A 13,744-nucleotide genomic window follows, 5' to 3' on the forward strand; every position below is an offset into this window, starting at 1 on the left:
GCCCGCGGGCCCCCTGATTCAGGCGAATGATTTCGCCCCTACCGGAGCCGCTGTCATGAACATGTCGCAAACCAGCACCCCGCCGCTGAGCAGCCAGCTCAAGCTGGACGCCCACTGGATGCCGTTCTCCGCCAACCGCAACTTCCAGCGCGACCCGCGGCTGATCGTCGCTGCCGAAGGCAGCTGGTTGACCGACGAGCACGGCCGCAAGGTCTACGACAGCCTCTCCGGCCTGTGGACCTGCGGTGCCGGTCATTCGCGCAAGGAAATCCAGGAAGCCGTGGCCCGGCAGCTTGGCACCCTCGACTATTCGCCGGGCTTCCAGTACGGCCATCCGCTGTCGTTCCAGTTGGCGGAGAAGCTCGCCGAGCTGACGCCTGGCGAGCTGAACCACGTGTTCTTTACCAACTCCGGTTCCGAGTGCGCCGACACCGCGGTGAAGATGGCCCGCGCCTACTGGCGCCTCAAGGGCCAGGCCAGCAAGACCAAGCTGATCGGCCGCGCCCGTGGCTACCACGGGGTGAACATCGCCGGCACCAGCCTCGGTGGCATCAACGGCAACCGCAAGACCTTCGGCCAACTGATGGACGTCGACCACCTGCCGCATACCCTGCAACCGGGGCTGGCGTTCACCAGGGGCATGGCCGAGACCGGCGGCGTCGAGCTGGCCAACGAGCTGCTCAAGCTGATCGAACTGCACGACGCCTCCAACATCGCCGCGGTGATCGTAGAGCCCATGGCCGGCTCCGCCGGCGTGCTGGTGCCGCCCAAGGGCTACCTGCAACGCCTGCGGGAAATCTGCGATCAGCACAACATCCTGCTGATCTTCGACGAGGTCATCACCGGCTTCGGCCGCATGGGTCGCATGACCGGCGCGGAATACTTCGGCGTGACGCCGGACCTGATGAACGTCGCCAAGCAGATCACCAACGGTGCCATCCCCATGGGCGCGGTGATCGCCAGCCGGGAGATCTATCAGACCTTCATGAACCAGCCGACCCCCGAGTACGCCGTGGAATTCCCCCACGGCTACACCTACTCGGCGCACCCGGTAGCCTGCGCCGCCGGCCTTGCCGCGCTGGAGCTGTTGCAGAAGGAAAGCCTGGTGCAACAGGCCGCCGAGCTGGCGCCGCATTTCGAAACCGCGCTGCACGGGCTCAAAGGTGCCAAGCACGTGGTCGACATCCGCAACTGCGGTCTGGCCGGCGCCCTGCAGATCGCCCCGCGCGACGGCGACCCCATCGTGCGACCGTTCGAAGCCGGCATGGCGCTGTGGAAGGCCGGCTTCTACGTGCGCTTCGGCGGCGACACCCTGCAGTTCGGCCCGACCTTCAACGCCAAGCCGGACGACCTCGACCGCCTGTTCAACGCTGTGGGCGAGGTGTTGAACGGACTGAATTGATGTAGGGGCGAATTTATTCGCCTGATATGTACGGGCTGATCACGGTGTCGCCTGCGGATTCGCCCCTCTCTCCAGCCCTCTCCCGCGAGGAGAGAGGGGGAATGCACCACCCCCCGCAACCGCCAAGCCAAACACCAAAACCCCTTCGTCCGCGAAGGCCAACGAACACAGACACGCTTAGCAGAGAGCCACCCATGACCACCATCCCGCACCTGATCCACGGCGAACGCGTCCAAGGCACCGGCCGCAGTGCCGCCGTGTTCAACCCCTCCACTGGCCAGTCCGACAGCCAGGTCGCCCTGGCCGACCGCGCCACCATCCAGCAGGCCATCGATTCCGCCAAGGCCGCCTTCCCGGCCTGGCGCAACACCCCGCCGGCCAAGCGCGCCCAGGTGCTGTACCGCTTCAAGCAACTGCTGGAACAGAACGAAGCGCAGATCGCCCAGCTGATCAGCCAGGAACACGGCAAGACCCTCGAAGACGCCGCCGGCGAACTCAAGCGCGGCATCGAGAACGTCGAGTACGCCTGCGCCGCCCCGGAAATCCTCAAGGGCGAATATAGCCGCAACGTCGGCCCGAACATCGACGCCTGGAGCGACTTCCAGCCGCTGGGCGTGGTGGCCGGCATCACCCCGTTCAACTTCCCGGCCATGGTGCCGCTGTGGATGTACCCGTTGGCCATCGCCTGCGGCAACTGCTTCATCCTCAAGCCCTCCGAGCGCGACCCCAGCTCCACCCTGCTGATCGCCGAACTGCTGCACCAGGCCGGCCTGCCCAAGGGCGTGCTCAACGTTGTCAACGGCGACAAGGAAGCGGTGGACGCGCTGATCGAGGCGCCCGAGGTCAAAGCCATCAGCTTCGTCGGCTCCACCCCCATCGCCGAGTACATCTATGCCGAGGGCGCCAAGCGCGGTAAGCGCGTGCAGGCCCTGGGCGGCGCCAAGAACCACGCCGTGCTGATGCCCGACGCCGACCTGGACAACGCCGTCAGCGCGCTGATGGGCGCGGCCTACGGCTCCTGCGGCGAGCGCTGCATGGCCATCTCCGTGGCCGTCTGCGTGGGCGACCAGATCGCCGATGCCCTGGTGGAGAAGATCGTCCCGCAGATCAAGGGCCTGAAAGTGGGCGCCGGCACCTGCAGTGGCCTGGACATGGGCCCGCTGGTCACCGCCGCCGCCCGCGACAAGGTGGTCGGCTACATCGACGACGGCGTGGCCGCCGGTGCCGAGCTGGTGGTGGACGGCCGCGGCTACCGCGTGTCCGGCCATGAAGATGGCTACTTCGTCGGCGGCACCCTGTTCGACCGGGTGACCCCGGACATGCGCATCTACCAGGAAGAAATCTTCGGCCCGGTGCTGTGCATCGTGCGGGTCGACAGCCTGGAAGCGGCCATGCAACTGATCAATGACCACGAATACGGCAACGGCACCTGCATCTTCACCCGCGACGGCGAAGCGGCGCGGCTGTTCTGCGACGAGATCGAAGTCGGCATGGTCGGCGTCAATGTGCCCCTGCCCGTGCCGGTGGCCTACCACAGCTTCGGCGGCTGGAAGCGCTCCCTGTTCGGCGACCTGCACGCCTACGGCCCGGACGGCGTGCGCTTCTACACCCGCCGCAAAGCCATCACCCAACGCTGGCCACAGCGCGCCAGCCATGAGGCGGCGCAGTTTGCATTCCCCAGCAACGGCTAAGCGGGTAGGGCGGTAAGGCAAAGGCCAGTCGGGAGACTGGCCTTTTGTTTTCCGGCGCCTACTTGTCATCGCTACGCGAGAATATCGTTCGCCGGCTCAAGTATGGCCTTTTGCTGCCGTTAACTCCGGACAAGCCAGACTGTCGCTTCGGTATGGCAAGGGAACTGCGTTCGCCAATAGGGATGCCGTAATGGCGCTCACGCTCACCAATGTCTCTTCGCTCGGCATTCAGCGCAGCCTGAACGAGAACGCGCGCGCGTTGGAGACCTCGATGCAGCGCCTGGCCACCGGCTACCGCATCAACAGCGCCAAGGACGATGCCGCCGGGCTGCAGATCGCCAATCGCCTGAGCAGCCAGATCAGCGGAATGAAAGTGGCCATGCGCAACGCCAACGACGGCATCTCCCTGGCGCAGACCGCCGAGGGCGCCCTGCAGCAATCCACCAGTATCCTGCAACGCATGCGCGACCTCGCCCTGCAGGCCGCCAACGGCTCCAACGCGGGCAGCGAACGTAGCGCCCTGCAGCAGGAGGTTGCGCAGCTCCAGCAGGAGCTTGGCCGCATCGCTGAAACCACCAGCTTCGCCGGGCGCAAGCTGTTCGACGGCAGCTTCGGCTCCCGCGCCCTGCAGGTGGGCGCCAACGCGCTCGAAACCCTGTCCGTTTCCCTCGGCAGCTACGGGGCCGAGGATCTGGGCGTGGCCGCGCGCGACCTGGTCAACGGCGATGCCGGCGCGGCAAGCAGCGACCAGTTGGGCGGGCTGCTGGCGCAGAACGGCACGCTCGCGGACAACCTGGTGACCGGACAACTGAGCCTCTACGGGCGAACCACGCAGACCTTCGCGGTGGCGGGCTCGGCCAAGGCGGTCGCCAGCAGCATCAACCGGCGCTACGACATGACCGGCGTGTCCGCCGATGCGCGCACCGTGCTGCGACTGGACTTCAGCGAAGACGACACCTACACGTTCGATCTGTACGGCGCCAACAGCAAGGCGGTGAGCATCCATGCCATCGTCAAGGACGGCAACCTCGACCTGATGGCCGAAGCCATCAACGCCCATGCCGTGGCCACCGGCATCAGCGCGCGCGTCGAGGAAGGTGCACTGTGGCTGACCAGCGAAGCCGGCGACGACATCGCCCTGGAAAACCTGCTTTCGGACGACACCGGTACCGTCGATGCGCAGGCTTACAACTACGATGGTGACGAAAAGCTGACGGCTGCGCTGGCCACCCTCACCGACGGTTCGGCGCTGCGCGCCATCGGCGTGGTGCGCCTGAGCAGCACCCAGGCCTTCCGCACCCAGGCCAGCACCGCGACCATAGACGGCAGCACCGCCACCAAGACAAGCAGCCTGAGCCGGGTCAGCGATATCGACCTGCTGACCAGCATGGGCGCCCAGGCCGCCATCGGCGTCATCGACGGCGCGCTCGGCCTGGTGGACAGCGCCCGCGCCGAGCTGGGCGCGATACAGAACCGGCTCGCCTACACCATCGAAAACCTGGGCAACATCTCCGAAAACCTGTCCGCGGCCCGCAGCCGCATCATGGATACCGACTACGCCGCCGAAGTCTCCGAACTGGTCCGCCGGCAGATCCTGCAACAGGCCGCCACCGCCATCCTGGCGCAGGCCAACCAGCGCTCCCAGGCGATATTGGTTTTGTTGCAGGGGCTTTGAGTCGGCTGGGGTTGTGCTGTATTCACCCATACGCCAACCGCACTCAGCGCTTTCAGCCGCAATGAGATCGAGAGTCGATAGCGGGTGCTTCTACACTCGCCGCAAAGCCATCACCCAACGCTGGCCGCAGCGCGCCAGCCACTAGGCGGCGCAGTTTGCGTTTCCGAGTAGTGGGTAAGCGGGTAGGGTGGTAGTGCAGAAAGGCCAGTCGGGAGACTGGCCTTTTGCTATTTATTCATGTTGAAGAAAAATTCAAGATCAGAGTTTAGTGTTCTGCCCTTGTAATATCCTTCATAGTTTAGCTCCTGCTTAGTAATCCCTGTTTCCTCTTCAGTGTAGACTCTAAAGTAAAGATGGTTCAGTGGGTTTGATATGGCGTGCTTTTCGAAGCTTATCCAGTTTGCCAGGATTGATGTGACATGTTTGTTAGCAGATTTGTAGCTATTTCTCTCGCTGAGAAATAATTTAACGCAGGCGCTGACTACTGCAAATTTTCCATAGCGTACACCTTGACCATATGCGGCCATGCCAAAGCGATCATCTTTATGGCGGCTCAAGTCTCTCTCTATGTCAAATAAGTGTTGATAGCAAACATAGGCGTAGAAATACTCAAAAAACCTATTGGAGTCATTTAAGAATTTACTAAAGTTTTCTTCTTGAAATAAGCGCTTTGAGCTGGTTCTGCGGGCTTGTGCTGCAAGACCGTCGCAAGTCATGGCGAGTCGAAGTAACGTTTCTCTGTCTACTATGAGGGATCGATTGATATAGCGATCTCGAATTCCGTCTGCATATTCTCCTTTTTTTCTCTCATAGTAGAAGCCATATTCTCTGAAAATTTTCTCTTGAAGTTCTATTTGAATTCTGTCGTTTGACCTGCGGTCTGCGTCGCTTACTGCGCTCTGCTTGTTGGTGGCTTTTGAAATGTCTTCTATTAATTTTAATTTCGCTGCTTCGTCCCTTGTGGCGGTGTCGCCAAATGTTATGATTTTTAATAGGACTTCTTTGTTGTCAAAGACTTCGGTGGATTCTCTTTTTAAATCTACTTCCTCGTAAATTCTGCTGAGGGTGTAGGCTGATTGGCCCCCATTAATGATTTGTGGGTTCTTTATAACGATTTGTGCCTTATCCTTTTGTCCGATCTTTTCGTTAACCTGAGTTTCATCGGAGAGCATGGTGATGCCATTGTTAAATAACGCAAATTCATTTGTTTTTCTATCTTTTATTGTTTTGTATATTTCTTTGTTTACGGAGTTTGACTGTAGCTCCAAATAGCACCTTGGATTGAACTTTAAGATAGAGTTTTTGTATCGATATAGAATCCTCCCTATTTCTTCGGTGGGAACGAAGACAACCGTGATGTCACAGTCCTTGAATTCTGTTTCAACGCTATAGCTTATCCTTGATCCAGATGAATTCTTATTCTTTAGATTCAGTGAGATACATAATTGGTTGTTGTTGTAATAGGTTCCCGTTACAACCGGAAATACAAGGTTGTTATATACTTTTTCGTGGTCGTAGAGCTGTGTTGGGAAACCGTTTGTGAGCTTCTTGAGCTGGCTTTGCTTGATGCCTTTTAGGTTTGCTAGGACTATGACTTCGTAAGTGTATCGCCCGATATCCTCAATTTGATTCATTTCTCTCTGTAGTTGCTTTATTTTTCCGTTATAGTCGTTTTCGTCTTCATCAAAGTTTTCTCCGTCCGTTATTCTATCGACATCCATGCTCAAAAGTTCGGGTAAGGTTATCTGCTTTTCTTCAAAGTTTTTCTCGCTAGTGCGAAATTTTGCTTGTATGAAGTAGATTTTTTTGGTCTCGGTACTTATGTAGTAGGCGTCAATTCCTCCGTCATAGGCTCCGTCTGTGATTAGTTTCTCCCTCTCTTGAAATCCCAATAATCCAAAGCTCACCTTAAGATAGAGGTGTATCAGTGCTCTTGAGCGCGCTTGATTGATTTTTTCTATATCTGCTTCAATTGGTCTATATTTGGTAAGTTCTCTGGGGGACTCGTATCTAATTTGATCCAAGATGGTTAATAGGGTTTGGTATTTTGACATGTTGATTGGAACCTTGTTTATGCTATGAGGAAGTCGGCAAGCTTAAATAATCTAGTTTTAATTTATGGGTTGGCTTATCAAACATTGCGGAATCTTTTGCCGCTGAGTTTGCAGGTTTGGTTGATCAGCTCGTAGGTTGGGTTAACCAGATTCGCCACCGAACGCACCGCCCGTTGGGTATCGCTGCGCTCAACCCAACCTACGGATGTGGCTGTTAACTCTGGGCGATGGGGCTGGCTCGGAATTGCGGGCTGGTATGTGGGATAGGGCGGGTCGCTCAGGCTGAGCGAAGCGATACCCATCAAGCGATCCGATGCGTTCTCCATAATCCCTTTCCTGCTCTTCGCCTCCGGCCCAATCCCTGACAACAACCCCTGGTGCACGTATCGGTGAAAGGATGACCAGAACCATTCCTCGGCCTTGGGCACATGGCCATGTTTACTCGGGGTCTGATGAATGTAGTCCAGGGGCAGGGCGAATTCCTGCCGGCCATCGGCTGATGGTCCGATGGTTCCCGGCTCCGTGTGGAGGCCCTCCGGGAAGCTTCACTCCCCACCGATCGTAAATGATGGTTCCCACGCTCCGCGTGGGAACCCCGCCGCAGACGCGGAGCGTCTGAAGCTGCATTCCCACGCGGAGCATAGGAACGATCGACGAGCCAGGCATCCAGCCAAGCGATGCTTGAGTGGCCATTATTCCGCCACTAACATGCCGCCTCGCTCAGGGATGGCGCAGCGATGGATTCGCGCTGTCCCGCCAGCGCAACCGGGCTTACCCGGCTCTCCCTCCATCACCGAAAGGATGTATCCCATGCGGCACCTGATCTGCCTGTCCCTGCTTGCTCTGTTCCTCACCGGTTGCGCCTCCAAGGCCAGCATCGAGGGCATGACTGTGGCGGACACCCAAGCCCAAGGCCAAACCTATTCCCCTGCTCTGAAAGACAATGTGCAGGTCAGCGACGTGGAGGGTGGCAACAAGACCAACCCGCTGTGGACTTCCGAAATCGACAGTCCGGAGTTCCAGGCTGCGCTGTCTCAGTCGCTGACCAAGGCGGGCCTGCTCAACAATGCCGGCAACGCCCCGTTCACCCTGCGCGCCAAGCTGCTGCGCGTCGATCAGCCGATGTTCGGCATGGACTTCAAGGTGACCAGCGAAGTCGAGTACAGCCTGATCGACAACACCAGCGGCAAGGAGCTGTTCCGCGAGGTGCTGACTACCCCGTACACCGCCACCGTCGGCGATGCGTTTGTCGGGGTCACTCGTCTGCGCCTGGCCAACGAGGGTTCCGCGCGGGAAAACATCGCGGCGCTGCTCAAGCGTCTCGCGGCGCTGAACATCGAAGCCAAGCAGGTTTCCCTGAAGTAGTGAGTTTCCGCCTCTTGTTGGTCGTCCGCCGGAGGCTCTCTGCGAGCCCTCGGAGGATGTTCCGGGAGAGGCCAGAGCGTCAGCGCAATATAAAGGTGGCTTCGTTCCGCAGGTCCGGAGCCTGCCCCTCGCATCGTATCGCCCCACCCAATCGTCCTGCCTTGCCGATAGGCATGGCTCTGCGCTTCGCGTTTGCTGCACGCAAAGCATGGAGTGGGCCGGTGAGAAGACTCGATTCGTCGCATTGTTCATGAAAAGGGCCTGGAACTTGCTATCGGTCATGTGCCTGGTGCCGAGCCAGGCGCCCATGACTCGTTAGCCCCAGGGAGCTTCGCGATGAACACTGCCTCGATTGCCGATTACATGACCAAGGACTTCGCCGTCATCCACCCCGACATGCCTGTGGTTCAGGCGGCCAGGCAGTTACTGCTGCACCGCATTCTCGGCGGCCCGGTGACCGACGTGCACGGCCGCCTGCTGGGCTGGATTTCCGAGCAGGAATGCCTGCAGGTGGCGATCCAGGTGGCCTACTACAACCAGCGCGTGGCCACGGTGCGCGACATCATGCGCACCGACGTGCTCAGCGTGACTACCGGCATGGACCCGCTAGTGCTGGCCCAGCAGATGCTCGGCGACAAGCCCAAGAGTTACCCGGTAGTGGATGCCGACCACAAGGTGATCGGTGTGATCACCCGTCGGCACATGCTCAAGCTGCTCGACACGCTGATGGCGACACCGCTGCCCCGTTCCGCCTGAACGCCCTGCGCGCACCGCCAGGGTGCGCGCCCATCCCCTTCCTGCACCAAAAGCGGCTGCTGCCGCTTCCCCCCGCTTGCCAGAGCGCCGTTTGTCACCGCGATTGATCGAAAGGCGACAGGCAATGTTGTTTAACCGCACATTCTCGACCGCTTCACTCAAGAGTTTGCGATCTTGATCTAAAGTGACGACTATTCGCCGCCTCGCTCGGCCTTTTGCGTTCAAGGCCTTGGAATCCCATCAAACGACCATTGGAGGGCTGCTGTGCTCCGTTCTAGCCTGACACCCAAGACCCTGCTGACTGCCTGCCTGTTGTCCTGCGCGCCCCTTGCGGCCTTTGCCGAAGGAGTCGAGATTCCGCGAATCGAAGCCTGTTCCGACAACAGCTACTGGCACCCCTACCTGTTCATCGAGGTGATCAAGCCGGAAGGACTGTTCGTCGACATTCTCAAGGAAGCCAGCAAACGCCTGGGTACACGGGTTTCCGTGCGGCCGATGAGCTGGAACAGCTGCCTGGAGCTGGCGCAGAAGGGTGAGATCGACATGGTGGCTGGCGCGTCCTATTCGGCCGAGCGCGCCGCGTTTCTCAGCTATCCGGCGGATGCCGCCAACGGTGGTTCCTCCGCCTACCGCATGGCCCAGGTCGATTATGTGGTGGTGACCTCGGCGAACAGCCCGTTCCAGTTCAACGGCAGCAACGTGCGCGACCTGCCGCAGCCGGTGCTGGTGCCCAAGGGCTATTCAGTCGGCAAGAACCTGGAGAGCGACGGCGTCAAGGTGGATGACAGCTCGGCCGGCGACATGGCCACGCTGCTGCGCATGACGGCAATGGACGGCGGCGGCTCGGCGGTGATGATGCGCGCCAGCGCGGAGCTGCTGACCGATCACCCGTCCTTTCGCGGCAAGATCAAGGTGCATAGCCAGCCGTACCTGTCCAAGTCCTACTACGCCGCTTTCTCCAGCCAGGGCCGCATGACCGAGGTGCAGCGCCAGGCCATCTGGGACGCCATCGCCGCCGTGCGCGACGACGAGGCGCTGATGCAGAAGATCCTGCAGAAATACCGCAATTACTGATTTCTCCAGCCTGCAACGACACAGCCCGCGCAATGCGGGCTGTGTCGTTTGGGGTGGCGAGCCTGGGCGCTGTACTCGGGTTTTGCGCCGAGTCGGCCCAGAATTCCGAAGAAAAGCTTCTGCGCTGGCTTTAAACCTTGCGCACGAACTCGGACTTCAGCTTCATCGCGCCGATGCCGTCGATCTTGCAGTCGATATCGTGATCGCCGTCCACCAGACGGATGTTCTTCACCTTGGTGCCGACCTTGACCACCAGTGACGAGCCCTTGACCTTGAGGTCCTTGATCACGGTGATGGTATCGCCGTCCTGCAGCACGTTGCCGACCGAGTCCTTGATCACCTTGTCGCTATCGCCACCGGAGTCTGCCGTAGCCGATGCGGACCACTCGTGGGCGCATTCCGGGCAGACCAGCATGGTGCCGTCTTCATAGGTGTACTCGGAGTGGCATTGGGGGCAGGGCGGAAGGGTGCTCACGGGCTTTCCTCGTTTCGTTCGTATAAAAAGCCGCGCATTGTATAGGGTTTTCGCCGGCAAGAGGGGGCCAGCTCCAAGGGTCGGGTTCAAGTTTGGCGGCAGGCGGGGCTGAGCGGATCGGGTGTGCGCCAACGGGCGACCTCGCGGGCCTGGCTATTCACCAGGCCCAGGGTCGGTAGCAGGCGGTCGCATTCGATCACCAACAGCCCGCCGAGCCCACGCGTGTGGCGCCAGGCGACAGCGAGAACGCGGCAGGGCTTCAGGCGCTGAGCAGGCCTTCCAGGCGTCGGCGCAGCGGCTCGCCATCGCGCTGCGGATCGAGGTTGAGGTGGAATTCGTCGCGCAGCCGTTCCACCAGTTCGGCGGCGGAGGTGATCTGCTCCTGCTCGATCCGGCCGTCGGCATGGCGGCGGGTCAGGCTGCCGTTGCCCAGGCTCAGGCGGGTGCCGCCATCGCTGCGCGCGGCCATCAGCATGCGGCGGAAAATGCTGTCCGGATGGGTGGAGGTGTACCAATTGCGCGGGACGTAGTCGATCCACGGCTGGCTGTGCAGGTGGAAGTGGTACAGCGTCGCCCAGTTGCCGTCGCTTGCCCGCTGCTGCAGCGCGTGGTGGCCTTCGGCGTCGGCTGGTAGCTGTAGGCGGAATGGGAAATCGTCCAGTCCGTCTCGACCCACCAGCGGCAATGCGCGGCTCAGGGCTGGGCCGCCAAAACCGATATCGACGATGTACGGCCCGTCCGGCAACTGCACCCGCAGCAGAAGGTGCGATGGCATGGTCATCGGCGCATCGTCCGCCAACCCCCAGCGCACGCGACCCACCAGCAGGTCGACGCGATAGTCCAACGCCAGCAGCAGGCGGGCGAACAGGGAGTTGATCTCGAAGCAGTAGCCACCGCGACCGCGCTCGACGACCTTGGCGAACACGGCATCGGCATCCAACTGGATGGGGCGATCCAGCAATACATCGACATTCTCGAACGGCACGCGGTTGAGCTGCGCGTGGATCAGTCGGTCGAGGTTGCCTCGATCGGCCTGCTCTGGCAGCGACAAGGCAAGGTGATCCAGATAGGCGTGTAGTTGGCGTGTATTCAGCGGTTCCATGGCGGTGCGCTCCTTTTGACGGTGGCTTGCATGCTAACAGAGCCACCTGGCTCCCAATGGTTGACGATGGCTATGGTGCTATTGCCTTTCAACTATGGCCAGGGGGGTTGCCATCGACGGCGGCGATAATCGCTATCACTCGGTTGCGTTTCTCAAGCTCAGGCGCGCGGCGCAGTATTCGCTCCGTAGCCCCTTCACCCCCTTTGAGGACACCACCATGAGCACACGCATCGCCACTTCCCTGTTTATCGCCGGCCTGGCGTCCATCAGCTTCGCCGCCTCCGCCATCGCCACCCAGGCGCTGAGCGTTGGCTTCCAGAATAGCGCTGCGCCGCTGGTGGTCAGCGGAGCGGAACGCACCCTGCCGAACCGACTTGCCGCCGACGGCGCCGACCGTGTCGGAGCCAACCGAGTTGCCGAGAACGGCACCGAGAGGACCTTGCAGAACCGCGTTGCCGAAGACGGCTCCGACCGCGTAGGCGCCGGTCAGCTGGCCGAAAACGGCGCCGAGCGGACCCTGCAGAATCGCGTTGCCGAAGATGGCGCTGATCGCGTGGGTGCAGATCAACTGGCTGAAGGCGGTGCCGAACGCACCCTGCAAAACCGTATCGCTGCAGACGGCGCTGATCGAGTGGGCTCCGGCCGCGTGGCCGAGAATGGCTCGGAGCGCACCAACACCTTCCGCACCGCCTGAGGCATAGCGGTCGTTCAAAGGGCGCCAGAGGGCGCCCTTTTTGTCGTTCAGTATTCGAGTGAGTAGATCTCGTCCCGGCCGGGGCTGGGAAAGGTCAGCGCCTCGTCCTCCGCGTTCCACTCGAACGGCATCTGGAGGTAGGGGTTCTTCAGGTCGGCACGTTTCACATAAGCCGGTGCCTCTTCCGCGGGGATGCCTTGGCCGTGCAATTCGGCGATCAGCAGAGCGGCCTGCCTGAATCCTTCCAGGTCGCTCACTCGAATGAAGTATTCCGGATAACCGTCATCGGCCGACATCAGGTACAGGAGATTCGTGCCCAGGTTATGCAGAAAGTCCAGGTCGTGCGGATCGGGCGTATGAGCCTGGTGGATCTCTCTCGCTTGCTGCAGGGCCCCGGGCAATCGCTCGTAGGGAACTGCAAACGCCCGGTGCAGCGCCAGCAGGGCATCGGCCTGCTGGTTGGCGGAGGCTTGCTCCAGGATAAAGGGCGCAACGAGAATGCTCAGGCTGTTCTGTATGAAGGGGTGGCTGTCGTCCTCCAGGCCGGTTGGCCAAGGCGTGTACCCTGCCTTGATCAGCCGCAGCAGCCCCTTGGAAAACTGAAGTTCCCCGGACAGCACGCGCAACATCGAGCGCTCCTGGTCGCTCAGCGGTTTATGCCATTGGGAAGGGATGGCCGACTCGATCCGTGCGGCTGGCAACTGCTTCAGGGCCCGGTTGGCCCAGAGGAATGTTGCTTGATGGCGGCGACGGCAACCATCTTCGTGAGCAGAAGATTCGCATCTAGCAGCGCGGTTCGCCAGAATTGCAGATCCGCGTCCAGCAGTTGCGCTACCTGAGCATCCTCTCCCTGCCTGGCTCGCTGCCAAGCCTTGCCCAGCAACAGGCGCTGTCCATCGAGCACGCTTTGATAGTCGGGAAAGTTGAAGCGGATATCGTACGGCAGCGGTTCGTACAGCGCCGAGTGCTGCAGCAAGCCCAGATAGCGGTCGAGCAGAAAGCTCTCGCTGCTCAGCCAGCGGTCGATCAGATCGGGATCGGCAGCCAGGCCCTTGCTGCATTCAGGCGTGTTCTGGCGACAGCTCTCAAGCAACTCGCGCAACGAGTTCAGCCGCATGGATTGATACTTGGGGAAACGAGGGTATTGCGGCTCGGCCAGTGACTCCGTCCAGGGCTGGAGCACTGCCCAGCGGGCCCACTCGACACGCTTTAAGCCCAACGCAGTCGGGCTCTCACCGACAGGGGCGGTAAAGCCCAGCAAATAGAGGTAGGCGTTATGGCGGTCTTCCGGTACCGGACGCGCGGCATAGGTTGCCTCAAGCAACGCGGCCGCTTCGCTGGGCAGATCGTCATGCCAGTTGATGGCCAGCAGGAGCAGGTAGAGCGCCGAGGGCAAGCCAATAAAGAGGACAGCCAGCCAACGCAGCGCGCGGCGCGGGAGGGATTTCATAGGGGC

The 13,744-nt window shown here is 60.7% G+C and carries 13 protein-coding genes; 7 read left to right on the plus strand and 6 right to left on the minus strand.

Annotated features, from left to right (window positions below; translation table 11 throughout):
- The first annotated feature begins 55 nt into the window (after positions 1 to 55).
- The 3 genes from aptA (at position 56) to ACWKV7_RS19930 (ending at position 4,768) form a co-directional block, all read left to right on the plus strand.
- Complete coding sequence (gene aptA, locus ACWKV7_RS19920; RefSeq protein ID WP_483859443.1) at positions 56 to 1,402, plus strand: omega-aminotransferase AptA; 1,347 nt, start codon at positions 56 to 58, stop codon at positions 1,400 to 1,402.
- A gap of 194 nt (positions 1,403 to 1,596) precedes the next feature.
- Positions 1,597 to 3,093 carry a CoA-acylating methylmalonate-semialdehyde dehydrogenase gene (mmsA, locus tag ACWKV7_RS19925; RefSeq protein WP_483859444.1) on the plus strand — a complete coding sequence of 499 codons (1,497 nt, stop codon included), beginning with the start codon at positions 1,597 to 1,599 and terminating at the stop codon, positions 3,091 to 3,093.
- 190 nt (positions 3,094 to 3,283) lie between these two features.
- Complete coding sequence (locus ACWKV7_RS19930; protein ID WP_483859445.1) at positions 3,284 to 4,768, plus strand: flagellin N-terminal helical domain-containing protein; 1,485 nt, start codon at positions 3,284 to 3,286, stop codon at positions 4,766 to 4,768.
- A gap of 227 nt (positions 4,769 to 4,995) precedes the next feature.
- On the opposite strand, the gene ACWKV7_RS19935 is transcribed toward ACWKV7_RS19930, so the two are convergent.
- Together ACWKV7_RS19935 and ACWKV7_RS19940 are read right to left on the minus strand one after the other, a co-directional pair.
- On the minus strand, positions 4,996 to 6,822 hold the full coding sequence (locus tag ACWKV7_RS19935; RefSeq protein ID WP_483859446.1) for an AIPR family protein: 1,827 nt from the start codon (positions 6,820 to 6,822) through the stop codon (positions 4,996 to 4,998).
- Between the two features lie 77 nt (positions 6,823 to 6,899).
- A complete protein-coding gene (locus tag ACWKV7_RS19940; protein ID WP_483859447.1) occupies positions 6,900 to 7,148 on the minus strand; it encodes a hypothetical protein in 249 nt (82 codons plus the stop codon).
- A 484-nt stretch (positions 7,149 to 7,632) separates the two neighbouring features.
- Here ACWKV7_RS19940 and ACWKV7_RS19945 point away from each other — a divergent pair, with 484 nt between their 5' ends.
- The 3 genes from ACWKV7_RS19945 to ACWKV7_RS19955 all read left to right on the plus strand — a co-directional run bounded on the left by ACWKV7_RS19945 (position 7,633) and on the right by ACWKV7_RS19955 (position 10,017).
- Positions 7,633 to 8,187, plus strand: a complete 555-nt coding sequence (locus ACWKV7_RS19945; protein ID WP_483859448.1) for a hypothetical protein — start codon at positions 7,633 to 7,635, stop codon at positions 8,185 to 8,187.
- Between the two features lie 336 nt (positions 8,188 to 8,523).
- Complete coding sequence (locus ACWKV7_RS19950; RefSeq protein ID WP_483859449.1) at positions 8,524 to 8,943, plus strand: CBS domain-containing protein; 420 nt, start codon at positions 8,524 to 8,526, stop codon at positions 8,941 to 8,943.
- A gap of 264 nt (positions 8,944 to 9,207) precedes the next feature.
- Positions 9,208 to 10,017 (plus strand): transporter substrate-binding domain-containing protein, encoded by an 810-nt coding sequence (locus ACWKV7_RS19955; RefSeq protein ID WP_483859450.1) that lies wholly within the window; start codon positions 9,208 to 9,210, stop codon positions 10,015 to 10,017.
- Positions 10,018 to 10,147: 130 nt separating this feature from the next.
- Here ACWKV7_RS19955 and ACWKV7_RS19960 read toward each other — a convergent pair whose 3' ends face one another.
- A complete protein-coding gene (locus ACWKV7_RS19960; protein ID WP_483859451.1) occupies positions 10,148 to 10,492 on the minus strand; it encodes a zinc ribbon domain-containing protein YjdM in 345 nt (114 codons plus the stop codon).
- 259 nt (positions 10,493 to 10,751) lie between these two features.
- The gene (locus ACWKV7_RS19965; RefSeq protein ID WP_483859452.1) at positions 10,752 to 11,594 is read right to left on the minus strand and encodes an arylamine N-acetyltransferase family protein; all 843 of its coding nucleotides are present in this window, start codon (positions 11,592 to 11,594) and stop codon (positions 10,752 to 10,754) included.
- A gap of 217 nt (positions 11,595 to 11,811) precedes the next feature.
- Here ACWKV7_RS19965 and ACWKV7_RS19970 point away from each other — a divergent pair, with 217 nt between their 5' ends.
- A complete protein-coding gene (locus ACWKV7_RS19970) occupies positions 11,812 to 12,288 on the plus strand; it encodes a phage infection protein (RefSeq protein WP_483859453.1) in 477 nt (158 codons plus the stop codon).
- Positions 12,289 to 12,335: 47 nt separating this feature from the next.
- Here ACWKV7_RS19970 and ACWKV7_RS19975 read toward each other — a convergent pair whose 3' ends face one another.
- Together ACWKV7_RS19975 and ACWKV7_RS19980 are read right to left on the minus strand one after the other, a co-directional pair.
- A complete protein-coding gene (locus tag ACWKV7_RS19975; protein WP_483859454.1) occupies positions 12,336 to 12,917 on the minus strand; it encodes a hypothetical protein in 582 nt (193 codons plus the stop codon).
- Positions 12,918 to 12,994: 77 nt separating this feature from the next.
- A complete protein-coding gene (locus ACWKV7_RS19980) occupies positions 12,995 to 13,738 on the minus strand; it encodes a hypothetical protein (RefSeq protein ID WP_483859455.1) in 744 nt (247 codons plus the stop codon).
- Between the last annotated feature and the right edge of the window lie 6 nt (positions 13,739 to 13,744).

The sequence above is a fragment of the Zestomonas ipomoeae genome (assembly GCF_057128665.1).